We start from the raw sequence: 24,291 nt of genomic DNA, 5'->3' as shown, positions 1-24,291 counted from the left end.
AATGCTTGAACATGGCTGACCGCCTTTTTTGTTATTTCCTGATGCCTGCCTGCATATCTCCATGACGGCAGAGCGCTGTACTTCCCTGTAGGACGAGTGCCTCGGCAAAACCCGACGACAACTTCGTACAGGTTTACCTTAGGGCCCGCGTCACGCTTGGCTTAGATCCCTTTCGTATGTATTTAGCGACCATCGCTTTTAAAAAGACATGAGGCCTATGGCCAGCTTCTTGGGCGCCCGTTGGCTAGACAGCTCGGTGACCTGAATCGGTTAATCCGGTAGCAGACTACCGTTCGTCTGAGCGTGACCGTCAACGCCAATGAGCACTGCGGTCATTGAATCCACGGCTGCCCGGCATAAGGTGAGTGCATAAAGATCAGGCTCACGGGCTCTCCGTTGGAGCTGCCGAAGGCTGCGATCTTTTGATCTTCATTCACCATCAGGTTTCGAGGACGTCATGACCCAAGCTTTGATATTCGACGCGTTGCGCACGCCCCGCGGCAAAGGCAAAGCCAATGGCGCCTTGCACAGTGTCAAGCCAGTGACCCTGGTGGCCGGGCTGCTGACGGCGTTGCAGCGGCGTACATCCCTCGACACCAGTCAGGTCGATGACGTGGTGCTCGGCTGCGTGACGCCCATCGGCGATCAGGGCTCCGACATCGCCAAGACTGCCACGCAGGTGGCCGATTGGGACGTCAGCGTGGCCGGCATGCAGCTCAATCGCTTCTGCGCATCAGGGCTGGAGGCGGTGAACCTCGGTGCGATGAAAGTGCGTTCCGGCTTCGAAGACCTGGTGGTGGTCGGTGGCGTCGAGTCGATGTCCCGCGTGGCCATGGGCAGCGACGGCGGCGCCTGGGCGCTGGACCCGGAAACCAACTTGCACAGCCATTTCACGCCCCAGGGCGTGGGTGCCGACCTGATCGCCACGATTGAAGGTTTCAGCCGTCAGGACGTCGATGCCTTCGCGTTGTGCTCCCAACAGAAGGCGGCGCGGGCACGGGCGGACGGTTCGTTCAACAAGTCGTTGGTGCCGGTGCAAGACCAGAACGGCATCATTCTGCTCGACCACGATGAATTCATTCGCGCCGAATCGACGATGGAAGGTTTGGCCAAGCTCAAGCCGAGCTTCGAAATAATCGGGCAAATGGGCTTCGACGCCACGGCATTGCGGGTTTACAGCCAGGTGGAGCGGATCAACCACGTTCACACGCCGGGCAACAGTTCCGGGATCGTCGATGGCGCGGCGCTGATGTTGATCGGCTCCGAAGCGAAGGGCCGGGCGCTGGGCCTGCTGCCACGGGCGCGAATCGTCGCCACGGCGGTCACCAGCACCGACCCGACCATCATGCTCACCGGCCCCGCGCCGGCCACCCGCAAGGCACTGGCCAAGGCCGGGCTGCGGGTCGAAGACATCGACCTGTTCGAAGTCAACGAAGCGTTCGCCTCGGTCGTGCTCAAGTTCATCAAGGACATGGCCATCGACCCCGACAAGGTCAACGTCAACGGCGGCTCCATCGCCATGGGCCACCCGCTCGGCGCCACTGGCTGCGCGATTCTCGGCACGCTGCTCGATGAACTGGAAACCCGGCGCCTGCGCTATGGCCTGGCGACATTGTGTGTCGGCGGCGGCATGGGCATTGCCACCATCATCGAACGCCTCTGAGCCTGACTTTAAGAAAATCCGACTCAAGGAAAATTGCCATGACACAAGCCATCCGTTACGAAACAGGTCAGGACCAGATCGTTGTCCTGACCATCGACATGCCGGGCCAGAGCGCCAACACCATGAACTCGGACTACCGCGAAGCGATGGCCACCTGTGTCGAGCGACTGGTCGCCGACAAGGAGGCCATTGCCGGCATCATCATCACCTCGGCCAAGAAAACCTTCTTCGCTGGCGGCGACCTCAACGAACTGATCAAGGTCGGCAAACCCGAAGCCAAAATCTTTTACGACATGGTGCTGACCCTCAAGGGCCAACTGCGCACCCTGGAAACCCTTGGCAAACCGGTGGTCGCCGCCATCAATGGTGCGGCGCTCGGTGGCGGTTGGGAAATATGCCTGGCCTGTCATCATCGCGTGGCGCTGGACAATCCGTCGGTGCTGCTTGGCCTGCCGGAAGTCACCCTCGGCCTGTTGCCGGGCGGCGGCGGGGTGGTGCGCATGGTCCGCATGCTGGGCATTGAAAAAGCCCTGCCGTATCTGCTTGAAGGCAAGAAAATCCGTCCGCAACAGGCGTTGCAGGCGCGGTTGATCGACGAGTTGGCAGCCGATCGCGACGAGCTGATGGCCAAGGCGCGGGCGTGGATTGTCGCTCACCCGGTCGCTGTGCAGCGCTGGGATGTGAAGGGTTATCAGATCCCTGGCGGCACGCCGTCGGATCCGAAAGTCACGCCGATGCTGGCCATCACACCGTCGATCCTGCGCAGCAAAACCCAGGGCTGCCTGCCGGCGCCGGAGAAAATCCTCTGCGCCGCCGTGGAGGGCGCTCAAGTGGATTTTGATACAGCGCAGCTGATCGAAACCCGCTACTTCACCGAGTTGACCACCGGCCAGGTGGCGAAAAACCTCATCGGCACGTTCTGGTTCCAGCTCAATGAGATCAATGCCGGCGGCTCGCGGCCCCAAGGCATCGCGCCTTGCGTGACAAAAAAAGTCGGCGTGCTCGGCGCCGGGATGATGGGCGCGGGCATCGCGTTTGTCAGCGCCTTGGCCGGCATCGACGTGGTGCTCAAAGACATCAACCTCGCCGCGGCAGAGAAGGGCAAGGCCCACTCGGCGGCGTTGCTGGACAAGAAGGTTGCGCGTGGTCAGTTAACTCGGGAGCAGCGCGAGGAGGTTTTGGCGCGAATCCATGGCACCGAGAACGATGCGGACCTGGCCGGTTGCGATTTGATCATTGAAGCGGTGTTTGAAGATCGTGAACTGAAGGCCAAGGTCTCATCAGCCGCGCAAACTGTCGTCGGCCCGGACGCGGTCATCGCCTCCAATACCTCGACCTTGCCGATCAGTGGCCTGGCCACCGCCGTGCCGGACCAGACGAAATTCATCGGCCTGCATTTCTTCAGTCCCGTGGAGAAAATGCCGCTGGTGGAAATCATCAAAGGCGCCCATACCAGCGACGAAACCCTGGCTCGCGGGTTCGATTTCGTCCTGCAAATCAAGAAAACCCCGATTGTGGTCAACGACAGTCGTGGCTTCTTTACCTCGCGGGTGTTCGGCACCTTCACCAACGAAGGCATCGCCATGCTGGGTGAAGGTGTGAGCGCACCGATGATCGAGACCGAAGCGCGCAAGGCTGGCATGCCCGTCGGGCCTCTGGCGATCTCCGACGAAGTTTCCCTCAGCCTCATGAGCCATATCCGCGAGCAAACCGGCAAAGACCTGCGAGCGGAAGGGAAAACCCTGATTGAGCACCCGGCGTTCGCCGTGATTGACTTGCTGCTCAAGGAATACAAGCGTCCGGGCAAGGCCGCTGGAGGTGGTTTCTACGATTACCCGGCCGCAGGGCAGAAGCATTTGTGGCCAGAGTTGAAAGCCCGATTCGAGAAAGCCGATGGTCAGATTTCACCGCAGGACATACGTGATCGACTGCTGTTCGTCCAAGCCATCGAAACCGTGCGCTGTATGGAAGAGGGCGTGCTGACCTCGACGGCGGATGCCAACGTCGGCTCGATCTTCGGTATCGGTTTCGCGGCCTGGACCGGCGGTGCGCTGCAATTCATCAATCAGTATGGCGTGAAAGACTTCGTCGCCCGCGCCCAATACCTGGCCGAACAGTACGGTGAGCGCTTCACGCCGCCTGCATTGCTGCTGGAGAAAGCCGCCAAAGACACGTTGTTCTAAGGGGGCGTTCTAAGGGACCAATGACGCATTCCGGGGCTTGCCTTGCCACCGTGTTTCAAGGCAGGCTCTGGGGTGTGCGTTATTCCCATCACGTGTCAGGTATTTTTTATGTCGTTACGCATCTGCATTCTGGAAACCGACATCCTGCGTCCGGAACTGGTCGATCAATATCAGGGTTACGGGCAGATGTTCCAGCGTCTGTTTTCGCAGCAACCCATCGCTGCCGAGTTCACCGTGTACAACGTGATGCAGGGCGATTATCCCAGCGATGACCTGACCTTTGATGCTTATCTGGTCACCGGCAGCAAGGCCGACTCCTTCGGCACCGACCCATGGATTCAAACCCTCAAGACGTACCTGCTGAGCCGCTACGAGCGTGGCGACAAATTGCTGGGCGTGTGCTTCGGCCATCAACTGCTGGCGCTGCTGTTAGGCGGCAAGAGCGAGCGGGCGACCCAAGGCTGGGGCGTCGGCACCCACAACTACAAACTCGCGGCCAAGGCGCCATGGATGAGCCCGGTAAGGGAGGAGCTGACGCTGCTGATCAGCCACCAGGATCAGGTCACCGCGCTACCGGAAAACGCTACGGTCATCGCCTCGAGTGATTTCTGCCCGTTCGCCGCGTACCACATCAACGATCAAGTGCTGTGCTTCCAGGGGCATCCGGAGTTCATTCACGATTACTCACGGGCATTGTTGGATATTCGTCAGGAAGCGCTGGGCGAGCAGATTTATTCGAAAGGTATGGCGAGTCTTGAGCACGAGCATCACGGCACTACCGTCGCAGAGTGGATGATGCGGTTTGTGGCGCATAAGCCTGAGGGGGAGTCGGTCAAGCCTTAAAAGCTTCGCGGGCAAGCCTCGCTCCTACAAGGTTTCGACGTACCTGTAGGAGCGAGGCTTGCCCGCGAATCTTGCAGACGCCTCGGTCTTGACTACAACCACCCCGACCGCTTGAAGCTCGCCCACAAACCGACGCACCCAACAGTAATAAACCCCAACACCGCGAAATACCCGTAATGCCAACTCAACTCCGGCATGTTCTGGAAGTTCATCCCGTAAATCCCGGCCACCGCCGTCGGGAACGCCAGAATCGCCGCCCATGCCGCAAACTTGCGCTGCACCACGCTCTGCCGTGACGCCTCCAGCAACACCCCGACCTCGATGGTCTGGCTGGCAATGTCCGCCAGGGTTGTCAGGTCTTCCATCTGCCGCGTGACATGAATCTGCACATCGCGGAAATACGGGCGCATGTTCTTGTCGATGAATGGAAAGCTCAGCTTTTGCAATTCTTCACCGATCTCCACCATCGGCGCCGCATACCGGCGCAAGCGCAATACATCGCGGCGCAGGCCGTGGAGTTTCTGAATGTCGCGCTCGTTCAGGGAGCCGCAGATGACATTGCTCTCCAACTCATCGATCTCGGCATGGATCGCTTCGCCCATCGGCTGGTAGTTTTCAATCACGAAGTCGAGGATGGCATAGAGCACGAAATCTTCCCCATGCTCCAGCAACAGCGGCCGCGCCTCACAACGCTGTCGGACATAGGCGTAGGACGCCGAATGACCGTTACGGGCGGTAATGATGTAGCCCTTGCCGGCGAAGATATGAGTCTCGATGAACTCCAGTTTGCCTTCATTGCGGATCGGCGAATACGTGACGATAAACAGCGCATCGCCGAAGGTTTCCAGCTTCGGTCGGCTGTGTTTTTCCAGGGCGTCTTCGATGGCCAGTTCGTGCAGGTTGAACTGGCGTTGCAGGTTGAACAGCTCCTGGGCGTTTGGTTCTTCGAGGCCAATCCAGACAAAGTGGCCGGGTTTGGCCGCCCAGGCAGCACCTTCATCGAGGGTGATATTGGTGACTTTCTTACCGGCGCTGTAAACCGCAGCAGCAACGACTCTACCCATGATTTTGATTCACTTTTTATTAGCGCTTTTTATTTGCAAGAATGCAGTGGCACGCAGGATTCAGCTTAACCTTCTCTACTGCTTCAGAGTCAGCAAAATCTGCAGAGTTCGCAGGCAAAAGAAAACCCGCACAGGGCGGGTTTGTTTCAGGCGGCATGCAGTTGCCGATCCATTGAGTCGATGCACTCGCGCATCTGCTCGCGGCACTGGGCGATCAGCATGGGCATGTCATCCAGATTCAATCCAGCCGTAGGAATCGCCGGTAGCGAGCGGATCAGAATCTTCCCACTGCGCCAATGGTTCAATCGCATGTGTTTGACGTAACTGCTGACACACACCGGAACAATCGGCACGCCCGCGGCTATCGCCATCTGGAACGCGCCTTTCTTGAATGGCAGCAGCTCTTCGCCGAGGTTGCGCGTGCCTTCCGGGAAGACCCAGATCGAAGTGTCTTGATGCTGCAAGGTGTGAGTGGTGGTCAGCATCGACTGGCGTGCCTTGTGCGCATTGCCGCGGTCAATCAACACATTGCCGGCCAGCCAGAACAACTGCCCGAACAGCGGCACCCATTTCAGGCTCTTCTTGCCAATGCAAACAGTGCGGCGGGGCACCACGTTGCCGAACACAAACAGGTCGTAGTTGGATTGGTGATTGGCAATGATCACGCAGCTGTCAGGCTTATCCATCAACGGCCCGACGTCGGCCTTCACCCGCAAACGCAAAATGCACATCGCCGGCCACGCATACAGCCGCGCGCATAAACGGCTGTTGTCCGGATTGAACGGCCGGCATAGACCGAGGACCACCCCAAGCACGCCGGCCAGAATAAAATGCAAGCCCATCAATAACATACGAAACACAAACAGCATTTAAAGGGCCCACCGGGACAAAAGGTGGCGCAGTGTACGGATGTGCACTGTTTTCGGCAATTGCCGCTATGGAAGGGGGAGATAGCCGATGTTTGAGCGCATGTTTCCGACTTGTAGGTCAGACGCGGATTAGAGCGGTTGTAAGTTTTTAAACCCAACACACAAGAAAAAGCCCGACACGACGGTCGGGCTTTTCGGTGCAGTGCGTTCAGGCTTAACCCATATGCTCCTGATCCAGGATGATCGCGTTGTCCAGCGTCTCCAGCAGCGCCTTGCGCACTTTCAGCTTGGTGTTCTTGTGGGCGATCATATTGAGCTTCTTCAACTGACGAGCCGCCGCCAGCGCCGCGCCTTGCAGCTCTTCGGCCGACACCACCACATCAAGGAAACCGGCATCCACAGCACTCTGCGGATTGAACATCTCGGCATTGATCACCGCGCGATGAAATGCCGACTTGCGCAGACGATCACGCGCCAGCTCGATACCGGCGTGGTGCATGGTCATGCCGATCTGCACTTCGTTCAGCCCAATGCTGAACGGGCCGTCGACACCAATGCGATAGTCAGCCGACAACAGAATAAACGCACCCTTGGCCACCGCATGTCCAGGACACGCCACGACCACCGGGAACGGGTGCGACAGCAGGCGACGAGCCAGCGTCGAACCGGCGGCTACCAATGCAATGGCCTCTTTAGGACCGGCCGTCATCACCTTCAGGTCATAACCACCCGAAAAAATACCCGGCTGACTGGTAATGATCACCACCGCCCGATCTTCCACCGCCCGATCCAGCGCAGCGTTAAACGCAACGATCACGTCTGGCGAGATGGCATTGACCTTGCCATTGCTCAAGGTCAGGGTCGCGATACCGTCTTCGAGATGGTAGGAAATCAACTCACTCATGACGCCAATCCTTCTAATAAAGTAGGGCAGACGTTACCCACCGCCGTAGGCCAGGTAAAGCGCTGTGACTGACCCGTCAGTCACCCTTTTCCCAGCCGCCGGGCGCAACCCGCCACGCCCGCCGCGCATTGCCCTCTATATAGAAGGAGACGCGAAGCCAGAGATTGGCAGGTTTGCCATGCCCGTGAGCGGCACGAAAGGGTTAACGGAGTTAACCGCATGAAAATTCTGAAAAAAAAGTTTGCCATCAGAAAAGCTTTCGACTACATTAGCGCGCCTCGACAGACTGAATATGTTTGAAGAGATACGGTGAAGTGTCCGAGTGGCTTAAGGAGCACGCCTGGAAAGTGTGTATACAGGAAACTGTATCGAGAGTTCGAATCTCTCCTTCACCGCCACATTCTGCAAACACAAACCCCTGATTTTCCTAGCGAAAGTCGGGGGTTTGTGGTTTTTGGCGTCTGAAAAATGCTCATATGGGACTGATATGGGACTGGGGCGTCTTTTTCTGGCTTAAAGATGCGAGCCGCATCTCGTTGATCGCTGTGCATAAAATCAGCGTTTAATACACTCAATCCACGGAACCGACGACTGCCGCCGGCCAGCTGTAAGGAATAACCCATGACTTGGTTCGGCTTCGTCGGCAATTTGCTCGCCGTCGCGCTTATTGAGTACGTAGCGTTTGGCTCCTATGGCGAATTTAACGTGCAGCGCTGGTCGCTCATCATCTGGCTCTGTTATGCCGCCACGCTCGCCATGTTTGTGGCATACCTGCTACTTGAAGTTCTGGAAGCCCGGCGCAAGGCCAGGGCGCGTGATGCATAACGCCCATTGATCGGAGCGGGAAAACTCTATCTCCAACCGGACAAACTTTCCCCGGAAAGGAACCCCCGCCGCTGACGGGTGGACTAAACTGAAGCGGTCGCCCCGCGTGGGCATTCGCAGAGGAAAGGACGCATGCAGCTCCATGAAGCGGCTGAAATAATCGAAGTATTAGGTCAGACCAAGGCGAACGCACTATTAGCCACAGGCTGGAAACTGCTGGCGGTAACCACCGCCACGGGAAATGACGAAAACAAAAACCTATATGTACATTACGTCCTGGGCAAGCCAAAGCCAGCCGGTGCGGATTTCTTCGATGGGGACTGGATCGAATCGAAGCAGGCCTGATGTGCTGCGAGTAACGACGTTTTGTTAAATCACCGACACAAAAAACCCGCCTATTGGCAGGCTTTTGTCGTTTGGCGTTAGACCAAGCGTTTATAGATGGCGTGGTTCGACGCAATTTTGCGCAAGCTCGGGCCCGAACGCGTCAGAGCCTCAGTCAGTTTTCTTAGCCGTATAGAAACTGCCGTTTTCGCCCCAGAACTCCAGATCGCCCTTTGCGTTAACGAGGTAATATTCACCGAAATCGCTTCCTTCAGCATCGACTAGAACAGATCGGCCGGAAATCTTCTTCGAAACAAATTCCTTGGTTCCCGACGAGCCATCTTTAAACGTGGAGCGGATAAATATTTTCCCGTCTTTTCGGTAACCCACCATTTTGTAATCGGTTCCCCAGTTACTCAGCCAGCTACCAAACACCTCTCCTTCGGCTGCTGTGCTGCTGGTCTTAAGTTTATTGTACTCAGCGACTGTGGTTCCCAAAAACCGAACGTTTAATGTCGGGTCAAAATCTGTCTTGGCCCAGTACCCACCACCATCCTCACCTTTGATCCGCCAGCTGATGAAGGTTCGTTGAAAACTCATTGGGTTCGAATTTTTGATTTGATTCGCCAATGCTTCAAGTGTGGGTTGATCCACACGTTCGTCTAGAACAACCTCGACCGCTCGCTTGATATCGCGCTTAGAGTTATCACTGACTACCGAATAGTTAATATCCTGGAGGGAAGAGGCGGCGGAGGTAGCAAAGCTTACGACTGCGGCCAGAATTCCGAAAAAATGCGCAAAACGGTTCATCCATAAACTCCATGATTACAAAGTGACATCGCGGATTCTGTCATGGTTGTTCTGAATCCTCCTCATTTTTAGTTTATCCCGAGGCTGCACTGCGAATAACGGGACCTATGTTCAATAGGGCCCCACACCCAAGCCAGGTGCGGGGGCCTTATTGCACCAATCAGAAAGTAGTAGCTGAACCTCTATCGCTTCAGTGCTAATTGCAACATTCCGATGACATCCGGACCATCCTCGTTGATCCAAGTCCCATAATGCTGACGGATCATATTCCCGTTGGTATGCCCCATCTGTTCGGCAATCCAGTCAATCCGGCATCTTATCCAGCTTCTGCCCAATCACATCCAGCACATCACACCCATCCCGCAGCGGATTAGCGCAAAGCGCTGCGAAGTCGAATGCATGAACGGTGCACAGTCTCCGAACGATATGCAGGACTTGGTTCCTTTTCGGGTACGACCTTTTCAAACCGCGGAATCGACCTCTATGCTCAATCCTCGCGTCGTTTCCCGTAATGTCACCCAGTCGACGACAGCTCTGAACAAGGAAATCTCATGATCGCCACCACAACCCACACCATCGAAGGTCGGCAAATCACCGCTTACCTGGATATCGTAAGTGCCGAGTCGGTGCAGGGCGTTAACGTGATCCGCGATGTGTTCGCCGGGATGCGGGATTTTTTCGGTGGGCGCTCTCAGACGTTGGAGCGGGCGTTGATGGAGGCGCGAATTCAGGCCACTGACGAGATCAAGGAGCGGGCGCTGGCGCTACAGGCAGATGCGGTGGTGGGGCTCGATTTTGAGATCAGCATGCCGTCCGGCAAGGGTGGGATGGTAGTGGTGTTTGTGACGGGGACGGCGGTCAAACTGAGGTAAATGGGCATGAAAAATATTGAGGGTGCCGCCATGCCAAGGGCGAGCACTTTCTTTATTCGCCATTCGGTTTTGTAGGAAGCAGGCACTAGCCATTCGTCGGGCACTAACAATCTGAATCACAAGTCTGGGAATGACCGACTAGTCTCAAAATCCTGGGTGGTCGATATTTTTCAGGCAAAAAGGGCTTGCCGGTATCGACCCGTTTGGGAGGAGCGAAGATATGACTGAGCCGTATATCGAAGACGACGGGGCAGAGTTTCCGATCAATAATTGCGTGCAATGTGGTCAGACGGACTATGTGCCGAGCTTCGGTGAAGACCGTATCAAAATCAACAAAATCAAATCTGCAGTGCCTCGAACCCGAGGGCCGAAATCGAAATTTATGCCCAAGCTGGGTGCGCCTTCCAGGAAGTAAACAGTTACCCGTACGAGCCCCGCCAGCGAGCGGGGTTTCTTGTTTCTGAAGGGTAGAAAACGTGGCTCGAAGGCAGCGCAGAGAAATGTCCTACAGTTTGGAAATGTTTTCACAAACTTTTCACACCGCCCTACGTAGTCTCAGCTCATCCGTTAGAAAGCAGTACCCTGGCCCGTCTCCCCAGCGGGCTTTTTTTTGCCTGTCATAAAACCTTTTCCACAAATGCTGTCCAATCGTCGCCAATGACGAGGCTGTTCCGTGTTTTGCGTCTGGACTTTACCTCCTCTACAGCATTCAATCTCCGGCCTTTCGGTTTCCCCCCTTTTTTGAGGTTCTCGTTATGCGTTTAACACTGCCTGCTCTGGTTCTGGGCCTTTTGGTTGCTCAAGGTGCGATGGCTGCCGGTGACGGCACGGCCGCGCTCGGTGGTGGTCTGGGTGGCGCGCTGGGTAATGTGGTCGGCCAGAAAATGGGCGGCAGCACCGGTGCCGCGATCGGCGCTGGCGTAGCAGGCGCAGCCGGCAGTGCTGTTGCAGCACGCAAAGGCAGCCGCACCAAAGCGGCCATCGGCGGCGGTGTCGGCGCGGCGGGTGGTTCGGTGATCGGCAACAGCCTGGGTGGCAAGACAGGTTCCACCATCGGCGCCGGCCTGGGTGGTGCATTGGGCGGCGGAGTGGGTAGCAATCTGTCCAAAAAGGGTCACTGATCCTGAATGATCCGCTGAAAAGGCCCGGCTTGATGCCGGGCTTTTTCATTTTGGAACGTTTCTCTCGCGTGTTGCTCAAATCTTACAGTCGGTGTTGGGTTTGTTGTTCCACGGTCGCGAGTGGCCAGGTTCGATAGACGCTGATGCCAGGCTGAGGCCTATCCGCGGCACGTTCTTCCCCCAAAGCGGAAATTGGAGGTTCACATCATGCGTTTGACTTTGTCCACGGTGGTTTTAGGACTTTTGATCGCTCAGGGTGCAATGGCGGCCGGAGACGGCACCGCTGCAGTGGGCGGTGGTCTTGGCGGCGCGTTGGGTAACGTGGTCGGCGGGCAACTGGGTGGCAGCACCGGGGCAGCGGTGGGCGCTGGCGTCGGTGGTGCGGCAGGCAGCGCGGTCGGTGCGCGCAAGGGCAGCCGCACAGAAGCGGCCATTGGCGGCGGTGTCGGCGCGGCGGGCGGCTCGGTCATCGGCAACAGCCTGGGTGGCTCCACCGGTTCAACCATTGGCGCCGGCCTGGGCGGTGCAGCCGGTGGCGCGGTGGGCAGCAATCTGGGTGATGACAGCGGCGGCTCGCATTCCGGTGGCGGGAAATACAAACATAAACACAAGAACAAGCATCACTGAGTCACTAGCGAGTGGCAGTAGAGAGACCCGGCCCAGTGCCGGGTTTTTCGTTTCTTTCAGTAGGCGTCTGGAACGTTTGGACGTGGGACGTTTCGAACTTCATACACCCCTGAACGTTGTGAGGAATGTCATGACTGCGCAAACCGAAGGCATGGAAGAAGAAGGCCCGATCAATGATCCTGGCAACGAAGACCCGGGGTCTCTGATGGACGACGCCACGGTGCCACTCAACGATGCCGATGACGCAGGTGATGTGGGCAATTACGAGAACGATGAGTATGACGAGGAAGACGACGAATGACCGGGCCTTGCGGTCGGGCTGACCAATCGTCCCTCTGATCGAACCGCGTCTGTCGAGTTGTCTTCGAAATGTCAGGAACTGCTTTTCAGGTCCATTGAGAGGTGCGTTATGAACGCTGATCCGAAAGACGCCGATATCGACGATACCCCCGAATATCCGCTGCCTTCTCCCACTAACTCCCTGAGTCGCGACCAACGCCCGCCCGATGATGACGACGATACGGGTGTTGAACAGGTGCCCTCCGATGATGTGAAGCGCGGTGATGTGGAAGCCGACCCCGAAGACCCGGACATTGCCGGTGATGATCTATCGGGAGAACCGAGCTGAAGCCTGCGCAGCGATCCATCGCCGCTCGTCGGTTGTGCGGCACCTTTAAAAAGCGACCGCTGCCAGAGATCAGGTAAAGCACTCTTTAAAGGAGGTGCGCCATGATCAGGTCAAAACTGACGACCTTGACGGTGGCCGGCTTATTGTCGATCAGCTCATTGGCGGCGCTTGCTCAATCTTCTGGCCGCGATGCGCCAGTGGACAAGGGCGGGATGCCACCTTACTCGGAAATGAATGCGGGTACCTCGGACGGGAAGGCGCCGCCACCGGACACCATTGGTGGTGGGAGTGGCGGTGATGCCAACGGGAGTAGCACCAGCCCGGGGGAGGGAAGTGGTTCGATGAGCGGTGGAAATTCGATGGGGAGTGGTTCTGGAAGTGGGTCTGGAGAATCAGGTAGTGCTGGGGGGAGTGGTAATGGGGCGCAAAGTGCAGGTAAAACTGCTGGTTCGGCGGCTAAGTAAGAGTTGTTACTGTAGAACTGAGCCCAGCGTAGAGCTGGGCTTGTTGAGTTTTTCATAGGCAATCGAAGGCTTCATGAACGTTTTCTCGACTTTCTACTCGTCTGAAATGTCTGACTCAACCCAGCGCATAAAGAAGTCTCGCTGAACCTCCGGATCGCTCGTGAGATTGTTTTCTTCATAGTCAAAAATATTTATCAGATCACGCCTTGATGCATATTTACCTAGCGTAAGTTCATATGCTTTTACTCCGAGCGACATCTGGGAGGACATGCTGGAAGGATGTACGTTTATTTTTGCTCCCTTGCACAAAAAAGCTATATCGTTGTGCTCTTTTCTGATGTTGCCAAGGCAGTCGTAAAAATCCGCTCCTGCATAAGTCTTGCTATATCCATCCTCCATAACAAAATTAATAGTCAGCATTTCCGAGTCGCAGAGAAGTTTCGCGGTCTGGCGTCTGCCGTTTTTGATTATCACAATCTCTACGCTGTCCACTTTCTATTTCCTGTTCGGATTTAAGGTGGTGTAACTAGCGGGGCGACCATTAGCACCAATAGGCGTAACACCGAGAATGTCCTCCCTTTTTATTCCACCTTGAATTGCTATCTCTCTTTCATTGCTAAATTTGTATTTTTTTCCCAGCTCCTTTATTAGATCTCTACCTGGAATCATTCGCATGGTGTACAAAAAACCACTTTTCATATTGAATTTCGTCGCGAAGTCGATTCCAACTTCTCTATCCGGAGAAGTACTAACAAAATTGCTCGGTGGCTTGTTGCTGTCAAGTGAGTGAAGCAGCAAATCATTGCTGTCGCCCTTGGTTTTAAAGCCCTGGTCAAAAATTTCATCTGGATGGCGACCATCTCCACGATATAAATACTTTTCCTCCTCGTATGAAGGAAGTTGAGGCTCCCCCTCATCAACCCCAACCTTACCCGCCGGATCCTCATCCCCAAACGACGGCTTCTTACACCCATCCGCCCCGGGACAATCATTCAACCCCAGCGGATCAACCCAACCCGTCGGATTGCGCGTGTACTGATAGCCGTTTAACCCGCCTGCCAATTTGCTCGGGTCCGGCGTCAGGTATCGCCCGACATCCGGATTGTAGTAGCGATGCCGGTTGTAGTGCAGGCCGGTTTCCGCGTCGAAATACTGCCCTTGAAAGCGCAACGGCTGGTCGAGGACCTGATGAGTGTCGCGGTTGAGGCGGGTGAGGCGGCCATACGCGGTGTATCGGGCGGCCCAGATGATGTCGCCGCTGTAGTCGGTGAGTTCTTGTGGTGTACCGAGATGGTCGAGTTGGTAGTAGAACGGGCAGGCCTTTTTCGGGCCTTTGCCGTCGAGCATGGCCAGCGGGCGGAAGCTGCCCGGTTCATAGACGTAGCTGCGGTAATGCTCGCGGCCGCTTTCGGCGACGAGGTTGTCGCCTTGCCAGAAGAACTCGGTGGTGTAGTCGTCAACGGTTTTGGCGATACGACGGCCGAAGGCGTCGTAGCGGTAGCTTGAGCAACGGCCGTCCGGGGTGGTGACGCCGATCAGCCGGTGCTGGCAGTCGTAGCGGTATTCGGTGACCAGTTTCTGCCCGGTGCCACGGCGTTCACGGATCAGGTTGCCGAAGGCGTCGTAGTCGAAGTGGCAGTCGCCGTGCATCAGCAGGCGATTGCCTTTGACGGTGGCCGGGCCCGGACGGTCCTGCATCAGCAGATTGCCGGCCGGGTCGTGGGCGAAGATTTCCGGAGGTTGGTCGCGGGAATGGCGGATGCGAATCAGGCGATTCAGCGGGTCGTACTGGTGGCTGCGCTGGCCGTGGCGGGTGTCGGTAATATGGTCGAGATTGCCGTTGAGGCTGTAGGCATAGTCACGACGGTACAGCGCAACCCGGTGTTGGCTGACGGCATGGGCCTTCAGACGGCCCTGGTCGTCGTAGGCGTATTCGCTGAGCAACAGGCCTTGCTGGCGCTGCTGTTCGCGACCGAACGCGAACTGGTGGGTGGTGAGCCGCGCGCCATTGAGGTCGATGGCCGTCAGCGCGCCACCCTTGGCGTGGTGATAGTCGAGTTTGCTGCCGTCCGGCAGGCGCAGGCGGTTGAGCTGGCCGCAGGCGTCGTAGCCATAACGCAAGGTGCCCCAGCCCTGGTGTTCGGTAATCAGCCGGTCCTGCTGGTCGTACTCGAATTCCAGCGGATGGTCATGGCCGTCGTTGACACTGATCAGTCGGCCCAGCGAGTCGTAGCGATAGTCGACCTGGATGCCGTCGGGCAGGGTTTTGGTTAGCAACCGTCCGGCCGAATCCCGTTGATACCCGGTAACCCGCTGCGAGCCGTCATCGCCGAACTCGGTTTTCTCCCGCAAATGACCGTTGAGGTCGTAGGCGTACGCGGTGCGGCGGCCGTCGAAGCCAGTTTCCTGTCGGATCAATCCGTTGGGTGTGTAGTCCAGGCGATATTTTTCGCCGGATTCGTTTTCGATTTCCGTGAGCAACAGCTGCGCGTTGTCGTAGCGGTATTTGAGCTGCGTGCCGTCGGGGTTGATCCGGCGGCTGACCAGATGCAGGTCGTCGACGTATTCGTAGCGGGTGATGCGGCCGAGCTCATCGCGTTCGGCGGTGATCTTGCCGTAAGCGTTGTAGCTGAAAGCGCGAGTGGCACCGGTAGGCAAAGTCGTCTGGATCAGTCGGCCGACGGCATCCCATTGGTACTGGGTGAGCGCACCGTGTTCGTCCTGACGGGTCGTCTGCCGCCCCAGCGCATCGTAGGAAAACTTGCGCTGCCCGCCGTCCGGCAGCGTTTCCTCGAGCAACTGGCCCAAGGCATTCCAGACGAACACATGCCGGCTGGTGTCCGGGTAGCGGATCGACAGTAAGCGCCCCTGAGGGTCGTAGTGATAATGGGTGACCTGACCATCGGGATCGGTCGCTTCGGTGACATCCCCCTGCGCATTGCGCTGATATTTCCACTCCGCTTTACCGCGATAGCGCGCATGCAGGAAACCATTGCGGTACTCGTAGGCCGTTGGCTCGTCTTCCGGCGGAATCAGCGCCACCAACCGTCCGACTTCGTCATAGCGGTATTCGGTGACGGCCCCCAGCGGATCCTGCTCGGCAATCAGCCGACCCTGATCGTCATAGGCCTTGAGGTGTTCGCCACCATCCAGCTCGACCTTGCGCACCAACCGCGCCCGGTCATCGTGGACGTAAACCTCTTCGCTGCCATCAACGTTCTGGACGGTGACGCCGCCTCGGTCATCCCAGACGTACCGCGTGTCCATCTGCGAAAACGACGCCCAGTGCCGGACGCAGCGCGCCGCCTTGCCCGACCTTTCCCACTCCCAGAAGAAACTCGCCCCACCGGCCAGTTGCCGCTGCAGGATCACATGCCGGTCGTCGTAGTCGTAACGCTCGCTTTCCCCGGCGGCATTGCTCGCTTCGATCAAGCGTTGACGGGCGTCGTAGCGATAGAAAACCAGTGTCTGCTCGGTACGCCAGGTTTCACCTGTGGCATTGCCGGGGTGAAACGACTGGTATTCGACGGCGACGAGATGCCTGCGTTCATAGCGCAACAGCAGCGAGCGACCCGCGCCGTTATCGAGGCGTTGAATACGATCCTGACGGTCACGAGTAATGTGGAGACGGTTGCCGTAGGCATCACTGATCGCCGTCAGCCGACCGTTATGAAAGTGGTAGAACCGGCTCGTCGCGCCGGCCAACGCCAGAATCAACTCTTCCGGCTCGTCCCCAAGGTAAATCGCCGCCCGCGAAAGGCTGTTGTGGATCACCGGGCGCTCGACGCTTGGCAGCGGAAACGTCGTACGACGGTTTTCATGGTCGATCCAGACGACCTGTTTATCGTCCAGCTCCAACCGCTGCGCCAGCGAATGGCTCCAGCCCCAGCCCAGCCCGCAATCGATCTCTACCGCGCTGGTGCGGTAGAGCCGGGTAAAGTCGAACGGCAGAATCCCGTCCAGCGAACCGTCGGTCAGGGTCAGCAGTTCTTCGCCGGTGACCATCGACACCGGGCAACCGTTCTTGCAGGTGGACGGCACGCAAGTGGCGCTGTCGCCGTTGGGGTTTTTCGCCTGATTCGGTGCGTCGTCGTGAGGTTCGTGACGGCCCAGCCGGGTCATGGCTTCTGACTTGTCACGAGCGATCGTGACGGGATTGTTCACCCGTACGACTGGTGAGTCGCCGGCACTGATCTGTAACGGAACCGTCGGTGCCGGTTTCAGCGGAGCATTGCGCGCGCTGACCACGAGCGGTTTGAGCGCGCCAGCGTGGGCTGTCAGGTCGGATCTGGCCGTCAGTTCGGCCAGCCGCAAACTGGCCGCCGCCAACCACTGTCGAGCCCGTTGGGACTTGATCTTGCTCAGTACTTTGGCGCTCATGCCGAGCTTCAGGCCCGTAGGGCCGGTGAGGCGTACCAGCAGGAAACTGATCAACAGTTCTGTACGAATTTGCGCCACGACTTCGGCGATGTACTGCGGCGGCAACATCCTCAACCAACTGGTGAAGGCCGCGAGATGGATGAACATCAACGGCTCATCGCTCAGCATCAGCAGTACATTGGCGATGGCTTCAGCCGAAGCGTTCAGCAGTGTTTCAAGCTCGCCTTGGGTCAGGTATTCAAGGAGTTTTTCGCTGTTGGCTTGAAGGTCTGCCACCAGTGCGTAGACCTGCTTCACGTTGTCCCACAAACCTTGCAGCGAATGCTCGAAGCCGCGCCAGTCAGCCTGTTGCAGCATGCCGTAGCGCTGGGTGAACCCTGCCTCGGAAAACCCTGCCCACAAGGGCTGGAATTCGCTCGCCCATTCATTGCGCAACCAGCCTTCCAGCTCGCCGATCACGCTTTGATAGGAGGCATAGAGCGCTTTGACGTGCCCGGCGGAAACATTGGGAAAGAAGGTGATGCGATAACGCTGGCCGCGCCAGCATTCAGGGATTTCGAGGATGCCGCTGGGGCCGATGGTTTCGTGGACGGGCTCACCGAACACCAGTTCACCATTACGCTGCGAGATAACCGGTTCGAGCATCACTGGCGTATCGCCGATCGGCACGAAGCGCGCGGCCTCAAACAGGTGCACCAGGGTCAACGGACCGCTGGCGGGGCACATGGCGAGCGTCGAACTGACAGGGGCGGTGGAATCCTTTGGCGCGCTGAGCCGGACGTCGTTGCCGACCTTGAACACTTGCTCGACATTCAGTGCCCCACCGGTCCAGAACTTTTCCGCCCAGGCCTCGTAGTCGTTGAGGCAGAGTCGGAAATCACCGAGCAGCGCTTCGAGGTCCGGCTGCTCGGGGTTCATGGCAGCGACCACCAACAGGCCGATGGCATTGTTCAAGGCCAGGACCTTGTCAGGTTCGAACATTCGCACTCCCTCGCGCTGATCAATTTGGAACGCGAGACTTTGCGGGGGATCAGCAAGGAAAGAAGTCGGGAAAGGAGGTGTTTGGTGTAGGGAAAATCGCTAAATCAGGGAGCACACCGTGGCGAAGGTTTTTTGTATCCCTCAGGCATTGCCCGTTGCTCTCTGCCAACCGTGCTCGCTATGCTGCTGAACCCTTTAATCCATCACAGACCCGGTCGTGCCTGAGCCGCTCCTGGGATGTTATGAGAAAACGGATCAGATGCGATGAATGCACCCTTGGATGAGTTTGGCCCGATCAAGGCCGTGATTTTCGATATGGACGGCTTGTTGCTGGACACCGAGGGCATCTACACCGAGGTCACGTCCATCATTGCCGAGCGTTATGGCCGGACCTTCGACTGGAGCGTCAAACAGAACATCATCGGTCGTGGCGCGGGTGATTTGGCGCGCTATGTGGTCGAGGCACTGGATCTGCCGATCACCGCCGAAGAGTTTCTGGTGATCCGTGAGCCCTTGATGCGCGAACGTTTTCCGACAGCGTTGGCGATGCCAGGTGCAGAAGAGCTGGTTCGGCACTTGAAGGCCAACAACATTCCTATCGCGGTGGGCACCAGTTCTTCGCGTCAGTCGTTCGGCCAGAAAACCACCTTGCACCGTGACTGGTTCGCGCTGTTCGACTTCATTGTTACCGCTGACGACCCGGAAGTGGGCGCGGCCAAACCGGCGCCGGATATCTTCCTGACGGCGGCGCGGCGTCTGGGTGTCGCGCCCGGGGATTGTCTGGTGTTCGAAGACTCACCGTTCGGCGTCACTGCAGCGAAAGCGGCGGGGATGACGGCGATTGCGATCCCGGATGCGGCGATGGCCGACGAAAAATACGCACATGCCGATGGCATTCTTCGTACGCTGAAGGCGTTCAAGCCCGGTGCATGTGGTCTGCCGGCACTCGAGTGGGCCTGACCTCTCGATAATTCCGGGCACAAAAAAACGCCGGCAACCTGTTGCCGGCGTTTTTGTTTCAATCAACTGCGTATCAGGCGCCGAAACCACCGTCGATGGTCAGGCTGGCACCGGTGATGTAGCCGGCTTCGGGACCGACAAGGTAGGCGACGAAGCTGGCGATTTCTTCCACTTTGCCGTAACGGCCCACAGCCATCAGCGGGATCAGGCTTTCGGCGAAGTCACCGCTGGCGGGGTTCATGTCGGTGTCGACCGGGCCGGGTTGCACGTTATTGATGGTGATACCCCGTGGGCCGAGATCGCGAGCCAGGCCTTTGGTCAGGCCGACCAGCGCCGATTTGCTCATGGCGTACGGGCCGCCACCGGCAAAGGGCATGCGCTCGGCGTTGGTGCTGCCGATGTTGATGATACGACCGCCTTCGGTCATGTGTTTGGCTGCTTCCTGGGTGGCGATGAACACGCTACGTACGTTGATGGCCAGGGTCTGGTCGAAATCTTCGAGTTTGAAGTCTTCCAGCGGTGCGACAGCCAGAACGCCTGCGTTGTTGACCAGGATGTCCAGGCGACCGAAGGCTTCGACGGTGGCGTTCACGGCATTGCGAATGGCGACGGCATCGGCGCTGTCGGCCTTGATGGCCAGGGCTTTGCCGCCGGCGGTGATGATGCTGTTTTGCAGCTCTTCGGCTTTGGCGGTGGAGCTGACGTAAGTGAAGGCGACGGTAGCGCCTTCTGCGGCCAGGCGTTTGACGATGGCAGCACCGATGCCGCGTGAACCGCCTTGAATCAGAGCTACTTTACCGCTGAGGTGTTGAGTGGTCATGTCGATCTCCAGAAATTCAAGGCGGGCTGCCTTGTTGTCGGAGTCGAGTATCGGCCTCGCATTACCCTGAGGGTAGACCGTCATTGCTATAGTCTGTGTAAACCAAAAGTTTATAGTGGTGCCTATGGAAACCTTCAGCAGTATCGAATGCTTCGTGCGCAGCGCCGAAGTTGGCAGCTTCGCCGAAGCTGCGCGGCGCTTGAGCCTGACGCCGGCGGCGGTGGGCAAGAGCGTCGCCAAGCTGGAGGCACGACTGGGTGTGCGGTTGTTCCAGCGTAGTACGCGCAGCCTGACGCTGACTGAGGCCGGCCAGTTGTTTCTCGGCGAAGTCAGCGCCAGCCTGCACACGATCCAGAATGCCGTGGCCAACCTGGCCAGTGCCGAAGGACGTCCGGCAGGCACGCTCAAGGTCAGTATGGGGACGGTGTTCGGACGTTTGTACATCGTGCCGTTGCTGGGCGAGTTCCTGCGGCGCTTTCCGGCGATCAACCCGGACTGGCATTTCGACAACCGCCAGGTTGACCTGATCGGCCAGGGTTTCGATGCGGCGATTGGTGGCGGATTCGAGCTGCCCCAAGGCGTGGTGGCGCGCAAGCTGACGTCCGCTCATCGGGTGTTGGTGGCCTCAGCCGAGTACTTGGCAGGGCACGAGACGATCATCGAACCCGACGACCTCAAAAAACACGATGGCATCTTGATACGCTCGCCGCAGACGGGGCGCGTGCGTTCCTGGCAGTTGACCAGTCGCACCCGGCAACACAGCCCGCTGACGCTCAAGGCGCGGATGACCATGAGCGACTCGGAAGCCGCTTGTGCCGCGGCGGCCCAGGGGCTGGGCATCGCGTTGGTCGGCATGCCGTTCGCCGTGGGCTATCTGGATGCCGAAACGTTGCAGCGGGTGTTGCCCGACTGGTATGTCGACGACGGCAACATCTCTATCTATTACGCCGAGCACAAACTGCTGCCGGGCAAGACCCGGGCGTTTGTCGATTTCATCATTGAGCAGTTTGCGGAGCAGGGGTTGGGGCAGAGGTTTAGTGCGCTTTGAGCCTGGCATAAGACCGAGGTATGGCCATCGCGGGCAAGCTGCGCTCCCACAGGGTGTTGTGCAAAACCCTGTGGGAGCGTGGCTTGCCCGCGATGAACGATAACGCGGTTTATCTGCCAAACCGCCCCGGCCAACCAATAATGGTCTTCGGCCGAGGCGTCGCATACGTCCGCACTTTCGACGTCGACAACCCCAACCGTACCAGCGATTCGGCAATGGTCACCGCCGCCGTCACGCCATCCACCACCGGCACGCCGGTGCGCTGACGGATCTGCTCATCCAGCCCGGCCATGCCGCCGCAGCCCAGGCAGATCACCTCGGCCTTGTCTTCACTCACCGCCAGTTCCGCCTGCCGGACAATCGCCTCCAGCGCACGCTCTGGATCGGATTCCAGCTCCAGCACCGCCAGCCCGCTGGCCCGCACCGACGCACAACGGTCCCAGAGGCCGGACAGTTTGAGGCGATCCTCGATCAGTGGCACGGTGCGGTCCAGGGTGGTAACCACCGAGTACGCATGGCCGAGGAACATCGCGGTGCTGGCGCCGGCATCGGTGATGTCCACCACCGGCACGTTGAGCAGCTCCTGCAAACCTTCGCGGCCGTGCTCGCCATAACCGGCCTGAATCACCGCATCAAAGGGCTGGTCATAGGACATGACCCGATCCATCACCGCAATAGCAGCCAGATAACTTTCGAAATTGCCTTCGATGGAGTCGGCACCAAAATGCGGTGTCAGGCCGATGATTTCCGTGCCGGGTGAGGCCACGGATCGAGCCTGACGGGCGATGGCCTGGGTAATGGATTCGGTGGTGTTGACGTTGACCACGAGAATTCGCATGGGAGGTCCTTTTATAGCGAGGTGGTTCTGCAGCCCGACGTTGCCGGGCCGAGCATCCCTGCAATCGCGGCGCCAATCAGCCAGGAGAACGGCGAAACACTGTCGAAACCTGGCGCCAGGGCCAAGGCAATGGCGATAAAGGCTGCCGGAATGAACGCCACCACGACACGTAAATTGACGCAAAGGTTGTAGTCATCATCGCCATTGGGTCTTCGTTGCGACTGGGGAAGTCAGGGCAGGAGGCGATTTTTCGGGGCGCTGAAATGAAAAGTGCACACAGATATGGCACCCATGATGACATTTCTGTGTGCAGATTTTTCAGATCAAAAGATCGCAGCCTTCGGCAGCTCCTACGGAAGTTGCGTACGCCGCAGCATCACGGGTGTACACGGTTGGCGTAGGCGCTGGCGAAGCCTGCGATCTTTTGATTTTCGGCGTCAGTTGCTCTATCAGGCTTTGGATTTGCTGATGATATTGCCCGCATGCAGGCCGCATTCTTTCTGCGTGGCTTCTTCCCACCACCAACGACCTTCGCGCTCGTGCTGGTTCGGCAACACCGGACGGGTGCAAGGCTCACAGCCGATGCTGATGAACCCGCGCTCATGCAGGCTGTTGTACGGCAATTCCAGCATGCGGATGTAACCCCAGATCTCTTCGCTGGTCATTTGTGCCAGCGGGTTGAATTTGTACAGGGTGCGTTCCGGGGTGGAAAACGCAGTGTCGATTTCCAGCACCGCGACGGCGCTGCGGGTACCCGGGCTCTGGTCCCGACGCTGGCCGGTGGCCCAGGCGGTCACGCCGGACAGCTTGCGACGCAGCGGCTCGATCTTGCGGATGCCGCAGCACTCGCCATGACCGTCCTTGTAGAAGCTGAACAAGCCCTTTTCCTTCACGAAAGGTTCGAGCTTGGTGTGGTCCGGCGACACCAATTCGATGTCGATCTTGTAGTGCTCGCGTACCTGATCAATGAAGCGATAGGTCTCGGGGTGCAAGCGGCCGGTGTCGAGGCTGAACACTTTGACGTTCTTGTTCAGCTTCCAGGCCATGTCCACCAGCACCACATCCTCGGCGCCGCTGAAAGATATCCACAGGTCATCGCCGAACTCGGCGAACGCGAGTTTCAGGATGTCCTGGGCGGATTTGTTGGCATAGGTCGTGGCGAGTTCCACAACATCGAACGATGGGCTCATCAGGGCGGCTTCCTACAGGTCGGTGGCGCTGGGCGCTCTATATGTGCCTGATGGTAACAAAATCCTGCGGTGGCTGGTGTGCCCTCTGCGTTGCACAGAGGGAGGGCAGTCGCTAGAGTTCGGCAGTCCTTTTGCTCGCTCGACTCAATAAACAGTACAAAATGGGAGTGTCTTGTGGAAATTGCCTGTCTGGATCTTGAAGGTGTGCTGGTCCCGGAAATCTGGATCGCCTTTGCCGAAAAAACCGGGATCGACTCCCTAAGGGCCACCACTCGGGATATTCCCGACTACGACGTGTTGATGAAGCAGCGCCTGCGGATTCTCGATGAGCACGGCCTGAAGCTTTCCGATATCCAGGAAGTGATCGCCACGCTCAAGCCCCTGGAAGGCGCCGGCGAATTCGTCGACTGGCTGCGTGAGCGCTTTCAGGTGGTGATTCTGTCGGACACCTTTTACGAATTCTCCCAGCCGCTGATGTGCCAGTTGGGCTTCCCGACCTTGCTCTGCCATCGTCTGATTACCGACGATTCCGGGCGGGTCACGGGCTATCAGTTGCGTCAGAAAGATCCCAAGCGTCAGTCGGTATTGGCGTTCAAGAGCCTCTACTACCGGGTGATCGCGGCGGGGGATTCCTACAACGATACGACCATGCTGGGCGAGGCCGATGCAGGCATTCTGTTCCATGCGCCGGACAATGTGATTCGTGAGTTTCCGCAATTCCCGGCGGTGCACAGCTTTGCCGAGTTGAAGCAGGAGTTCATCAAGGCTTCGAATCGAAATTTGAGCCTGTAAACCCGATCCCTGTAGGAGCTGCCGCAGGCTGCGATCTTTTGATCTTGTTTTAAACGCAAAGTCAAAAGATCGCAGCCTGCGGCAG

At 58.0% G+C, this 24,291-nt stretch carries 24 protein-coding genes, 1 tRNA gene and 2 pseudogenes; 16 read left to right on the top strand and 11 right to left on the bottom strand.

The annotated features are described in order from the left end of the window. Positions 1-457 precede the first annotated feature (457 nt). The 3 genes from KGB14_RS15130 to KGB14_RS15120 all read left to right on the top strand — a co-directional run bounded on the left by KGB14_RS15130 (position 458) and on the right by KGB14_RS15120 (position 4,689). A complete protein-coding gene (locus KGB14_RS15130; RefSeq protein WP_223487608.1) occupies positions 458-1,663 on the top strand; it encodes an acetyl-CoA C-acetyltransferase in 1,206 nt (401 codons plus the stop codon). A gap of 38 nt (positions 1,664-1,701) precedes the next feature. Beyond that, on the top strand, positions 1,702-3,846 hold the full coding sequence (locus KGB14_RS15125) for a 3-hydroxyacyl-CoA dehydrogenase NAD-binding domain-containing protein (protein WP_223487607.1): 2,145 nt from the start codon (positions 1,702-1,704) through the stop codon (positions 3,844-3,846). Between the two features lie 108 nt (positions 3,847-3,954). Next, positions 3,955-4,689: an amidotransferase gene (locus KGB14_RS15120; RefSeq protein ID WP_223487606.1), complete on the top strand. Its 735-nt coding sequence runs from the start codon at positions 3,955-3,957 to the stop codon at positions 4,687-4,689. A 92-nt stretch (positions 4,690-4,781) separates the two neighbouring features. Here KGB14_RS15120 and KGB14_RS15115 read toward each other — a convergent pair whose 3' ends face one another. From KGB14_RS15115 to KGB14_RS15105, 3 genes are all read right to left on the bottom strand, one after another. Next, positions 4,782-5,753: a magnesium and cobalt transport protein CorA gene (locus KGB14_RS15115; RefSeq protein WP_223487605.1), complete on the bottom strand. Its 972-nt coding sequence runs from the start codon at positions 5,751-5,753 to the stop codon at positions 4,782-4,784. Between the two features lie 146 nt (positions 5,754-5,899). Beyond that, on the bottom strand, positions 5,900-6,622 hold the full coding sequence (locus tag KGB14_RS15110; protein WP_223487604.1) for a lysophospholipid acyltransferase family protein: 723 nt from the start codon (positions 6,620-6,622) through the stop codon (positions 5,900-5,902). 214 nt (positions 6,623-6,836) lie between these two features. Continuing rightward, positions 6,837-7,526, bottom strand: a complete 690-nt coding sequence (locus tag KGB14_RS15105) for a crotonase/enoyl-CoA hydratase family protein (protein ID WP_223487603.1) — start codon at positions 7,524-7,526, stop codon at positions 6,837-6,839. A 308-nt stretch (positions 7,527-7,834) separates the two neighbouring features. On the opposite strand from KGB14_RS15105, the gene KGB14_RS15100 reads away from it, so the two are divergent. The 3 genes from KGB14_RS15100 (at position 7,835) to KGB14_RS15090 (ending at position 8,696) form a co-directional block, all read left to right on the top strand. After that, a tRNA-Ser gene (locus KGB14_RS15100) sits at positions 7,835-7,924 on the top strand. A 223-nt stretch (positions 7,925-8,147) separates the two neighbouring features. After that, positions 8,148-8,351 carry a hypothetical protein gene (locus tag KGB14_RS15095; protein ID WP_223487602.1) on the top strand — a complete coding sequence of 68 codons (204 nt, stop codon included), beginning with the start codon at positions 8,148-8,150 and terminating at the stop codon, positions 8,349-8,351. Between the two features lie 132 nt (positions 8,352-8,483). Next, positions 8,484-8,696 carry a hypothetical protein gene (locus tag KGB14_RS15090; protein WP_223487601.1) on the top strand — a complete coding sequence of 71 codons (213 nt, stop codon included), beginning with the start codon at positions 8,484-8,486 and terminating at the stop codon, positions 8,694-8,696. Positions 8,697-8,846: 150 nt separating this feature from the next. Here the strand turns inward: KGB14_RS15090 and KGB14_RS15085 are convergent, their stop codons facing one another. Together KGB14_RS15085 and KGB14_RS15080 are read right to left on the bottom strand one after the other, a co-directional pair. Then, a complete protein-coding gene (locus KGB14_RS15085; protein WP_223487600.1) occupies positions 8,847-9,485 on the bottom strand; it encodes a hypothetical protein in 639 nt (212 codons plus the stop codon). Between the two features lie 182 nt (positions 9,486-9,667). After that, positions 9,668-9,793 (bottom strand): annotated as a pseudogene (locus tag KGB14_RS15080) (site-specific integrase); the annotation flags it as partial. A 243-nt stretch (positions 9,794-10,036) separates the two neighbouring features. On the opposite strand from KGB14_RS15080, the gene KGB14_RS15075 reads away from it, so the two are divergent. From KGB14_RS15075 to KGB14_RS15045, 7 genes are all read left to right on the top strand, one after another. Continuing rightward, entirely contained in the window at positions 10,037-10,357 is a 321-nt protein-coding gene (locus KGB14_RS15075) for a YbjQ family protein (RefSeq protein ID WP_223487599.1), read from the top strand. 220 nt (positions 10,358-10,577) lie between these two features. Then, positions 10,578-10,772: a hypothetical protein gene (locus KGB14_RS15070; protein WP_223487598.1), complete on the top strand. Its 195-nt coding sequence runs from the start codon at positions 10,578-10,580 to the stop codon at positions 10,770-10,772. Between the two features lie 340 nt (positions 10,773-11,112). Further along, on the top strand, positions 11,113-11,478 hold the full coding sequence (locus KGB14_RS15065) for a hypothetical protein (protein ID WP_007902140.1): 366 nt from the start codon (positions 11,113-11,115) through the stop codon (positions 11,476-11,478). A gap of 207 nt (positions 11,479-11,685) precedes the next feature. Further along, on the top strand, positions 11,686-12,105 hold the full coding sequence (locus KGB14_RS15060; RefSeq protein ID WP_223487597.1) for a glycine zipper domain-containing protein: 420 nt from the start codon (positions 11,686-11,688) through the stop codon (positions 12,103-12,105). 130 nt (positions 12,106-12,235) lie between these two features. Beyond that, positions 12,236-12,406: a hypothetical protein gene (locus KGB14_RS15055; protein WP_223487596.1), complete on the top strand. Its 171-nt coding sequence runs from the start codon at positions 12,236-12,238 to the stop codon at positions 12,404-12,406. Between the two features lie 108 nt (positions 12,407-12,514). After that, on the top strand, positions 12,515-12,733 hold the full coding sequence (locus KGB14_RS15050; RefSeq protein ID WP_223487595.1) for a hypothetical protein: 219 nt from the start codon (positions 12,515-12,517) through the stop codon (positions 12,731-12,733). Positions 12,734-12,834: 101 nt separating this feature from the next. Then, entirely contained in the window at positions 12,835-13,197 is a 363-nt protein-coding gene (locus tag KGB14_RS15045; protein WP_223487594.1) for a hypothetical protein, read from the top strand. Between the two features lie 93 nt (positions 13,198-13,290). Here KGB14_RS15045 and KGB14_RS15040 read toward each other — a convergent pair whose 3' ends face one another. Then, positions 13,291-13,689 (bottom strand): hypothetical protein, encoded by a 399-nt coding sequence (locus KGB14_RS15040; RefSeq protein WP_223487593.1) that lies wholly within the window; start codon positions 13,687-13,689, stop codon positions 13,291-13,293. Between the two features lie 3 nt (positions 13,690-13,692). Next, positions 13,693-18,558 (bottom strand): RHS repeat-associated core domain-containing protein, encoded by a 4,866-nt coding sequence (locus KGB14_RS15035; RefSeq protein ID WP_223487592.1) that lies wholly within the window; start codon positions 18,556-18,558, stop codon positions 13,693-13,695. Between the two features lie 264 nt (positions 18,559-18,822). On the opposite strand from KGB14_RS15035, the gene KGB14_RS15030 reads away from it, so the two are divergent. After that, a complete protein-coding gene (locus KGB14_RS15030) occupies positions 18,823-19,518 on the top strand; it encodes an HAD-IA family hydrolase (RefSeq protein ID WP_223487591.1) in 696 nt (231 codons plus the stop codon). 73 nt (positions 19,519-19,591) lie between these two features. Here the strand turns inward: KGB14_RS15030 and KGB14_RS15025 are convergent, their stop codons facing one another. Continuing rightward, the gene (locus KGB14_RS15025; protein ID WP_223487590.1) at positions 19,592-20,338 is read right to left on the bottom strand and encodes a 3-oxoacyl-ACP reductase family protein; all 747 of its coding nucleotides are present in this window, start codon (positions 20,336-20,338) and stop codon (positions 19,592-19,594) included. Between the two features lie 124 nt (positions 20,339-20,462). On the opposite strand from KGB14_RS15025, the gene KGB14_RS15020 reads away from it, so the two are divergent. Continuing rightward, positions 20,463-21,386, top strand: a complete 924-nt coding sequence (locus tag KGB14_RS15020) for a LysR family transcriptional regulator (RefSeq protein WP_223487589.1) — start codon at positions 20,463-20,465, stop codon at positions 21,384-21,386. Positions 21,387-21,495: 109 nt separating this feature from the next. Here the strand turns inward: KGB14_RS15020 and KGB14_RS15015 are convergent, their stop codons facing one another. The 3 genes and pseudogenes from KGB14_RS15015 to KGB14_RS15005 all read right to left on the bottom strand — a co-directional run bounded on the left by KGB14_RS15015 (position 21,496) and on the right by KGB14_RS15005 (position 23,414). Beyond that, positions 21,496-22,224: an aspartate/glutamate racemase family protein gene (locus tag KGB14_RS15015; protein ID WP_223487588.1), complete on the bottom strand. Its 729-nt coding sequence runs from the start codon at positions 22,222-22,224 to the stop codon at positions 21,496-21,498. Between the two features lie 50 nt (positions 22,225-22,274). Then, a pseudogene (locus KGB14_RS15010) lies at positions 22,275-22,433 on the bottom strand (NCS1 family nucleobase:cation symporter-1); the annotation flags it as partial. Between the two features lie 240 nt (positions 22,434-22,673). Beyond that, positions 22,674-23,414, bottom strand: coding sequence for a phosphoadenylyl-sulfate reductase (locus tag KGB14_RS15005; protein ID WP_223487587.1), 741 nt, complete (start codon positions 23,412-23,414; stop codon positions 22,674-22,676). Positions 23,415-23,588: 174 nt separating this feature from the next. On the opposite strand from KGB14_RS15005, the gene thrH reads away from it, so the two are divergent. After that, complete coding sequence (gene thrH / locus KGB14_RS15000) at positions 23,589-24,206, top strand: bifunctional phosphoserine phosphatase/homoserine phosphotransferase ThrH (RefSeq protein ID WP_223487586.1); 618 nt, start codon at positions 23,589-23,591, stop codon at positions 24,204-24,206. Positions 24,207-24,291: the final 85 nt, after the last annotated feature.

Source organism: Pseudomonas sp. A-RE-19 (assembly GCF_019956555.1).
In the GTDB taxonomy this organism is placed as follows: Bacteria; Pseudomonadota; Gammaproteobacteria; order Pseudomonadales; family Pseudomonadaceae; genus Aquipseudomonas.
Note: the sequence above shows the minus strand (reverse complement) of the source record. Positions and strands in the feature narration are given on the sequence as shown.

Coding starts and splice junctions, on each gene's coding strand:
- KGB14_RS15045 (WP_223487594.1), top strand. CDS start 12,835: ATGATCAGGTCAAAACTGACGACCTTGACGGTGGCCGGCTTATTGTCG.
- KGB14_RS15065 (WP_007902140.1), top strand. CDS start 11,113: ATGCGTTTAACACTGCCTGCTCTGGTTCTGGGCCTTTTGGTTGCTCAA.
- KGB14_RS15125 (WP_223487607.1), top strand. CDS start 1,702: ATGACACAAGCCATCCGTTACGAAACAGGTCAGGACCAGATCGTTGTC.
- KGB14_RS15030 (WP_223487591.1), top strand. CDS start 18,823: ATGAATGCACCCTTGGATGAGTTTGGCCCGATCAAGGCCGTGATTTTC.
- KGB14_RS15050 (WP_223487595.1), top strand. CDS start 12,515: ATGAACGCTGATCCGAAAGACGCCGATATCGACGATACCCCCGAATAT.
- KGB14_RS15130 (WP_223487608.1), top strand. CDS start 458: ATGACCCAAGCTTTGATATTCGACGCGTTGCGCACGCCCCGCGGCAAA.
- KGB14_RS15085 (WP_223487600.1), bottom strand. CDS start 9,485: ATGAACCGTTTTGCGCATTTTTTCGGAATTCTGGCCGCAGTCGTAAGC.
- KGB14_RS15070 (WP_223487598.1), top strand. CDS start 10,578: ATGACTGAGCCGTATATCGAAGACGACGGGGCAGAGTTTCCGATCAAT.
- KGB14_RS15015 (WP_223487588.1), bottom strand. CDS start 22,224: ATGCGAATTCTCGTGGTCAACGTCAACACCACCGAATCCATTACCCAG.
- KGB14_RS15105 (WP_223487603.1), bottom strand. CDS start 7,526: ATGAGTGAGTTGATTTCCTACCATCTCGAAGACGGTATCGCGACCCTG.
- KGB14_RS15025 (WP_223487590.1), bottom strand. CDS start 20,338: ATGACCACTCAACACCTCAGCGGTAAAGTAGCTCTGATTCAAGGCGGT.
- KGB14_RS15095 (WP_223487602.1), top strand. CDS start 8,148: ATGACTTGGTTCGGCTTCGTCGGCAATTTGCTCGCCGTCGCGCTTATT.
- KGB14_RS15060 (WP_223487597.1), top strand. CDS start 11,686: ATGCGTTTGACTTTGTCCACGGTGGTTTTAGGACTTTTGATCGCTCAG.
- KGB14_RS15110 (WP_223487604.1), bottom strand. CDS start 6,622: ATGCTGTTTGTGTTTCGTATGTTATTGATGGGCTTGCATTTTATTCTG.
- KGB14_RS15075 (WP_223487599.1), top strand. CDS start 10,037: ATGATCGCCACCACAACCCACACCATCGAAGGTCGGCAAATCACCGCT.
- KGB14_RS15020 (WP_223487589.1), top strand. CDS start 20,463: ATGGAAACCTTCAGCAGTATCGAATGCTTCGTGCGCAGCGCCGAAGTT.
- KGB14_RS15090 (WP_223487601.1), top strand. CDS start 8,484: ATGCAGCTCCATGAAGCGGCTGAAATAATCGAAGTATTAGGTCAGACC.
- KGB14_RS15035 (WP_223487592.1), bottom strand. CDS start 18,558: ATGTTCGAACCTGACAAGGTCCTGGCCTTGAACAATGCCATCGGCCTG.
- KGB14_RS15120 (WP_223487606.1), top strand. CDS start 3,955: ATGTCGTTACGCATCTGCATTCTGGAAACCGACATCCTGCGTCCGGAA.
- KGB14_RS15115 (WP_223487605.1), bottom strand. CDS start 5,753: ATGGGTAGAGTCGTTGCTGCTGCGGTTTACAGCGCCGGTAAGAAAGTC.
- KGB14_RS15005 (WP_223487587.1), bottom strand. CDS start 23,414: ATGAGCCCATCGTTCGATGTTGTGGAACTCGCCACGACCTATGCCAAC.
- KGB14_RS15055 (WP_223487596.1), top strand. CDS start 12,236: ATGACTGCGCAAACCGAAGGCATGGAAGAAGAAGGCCCGATCAATGAT.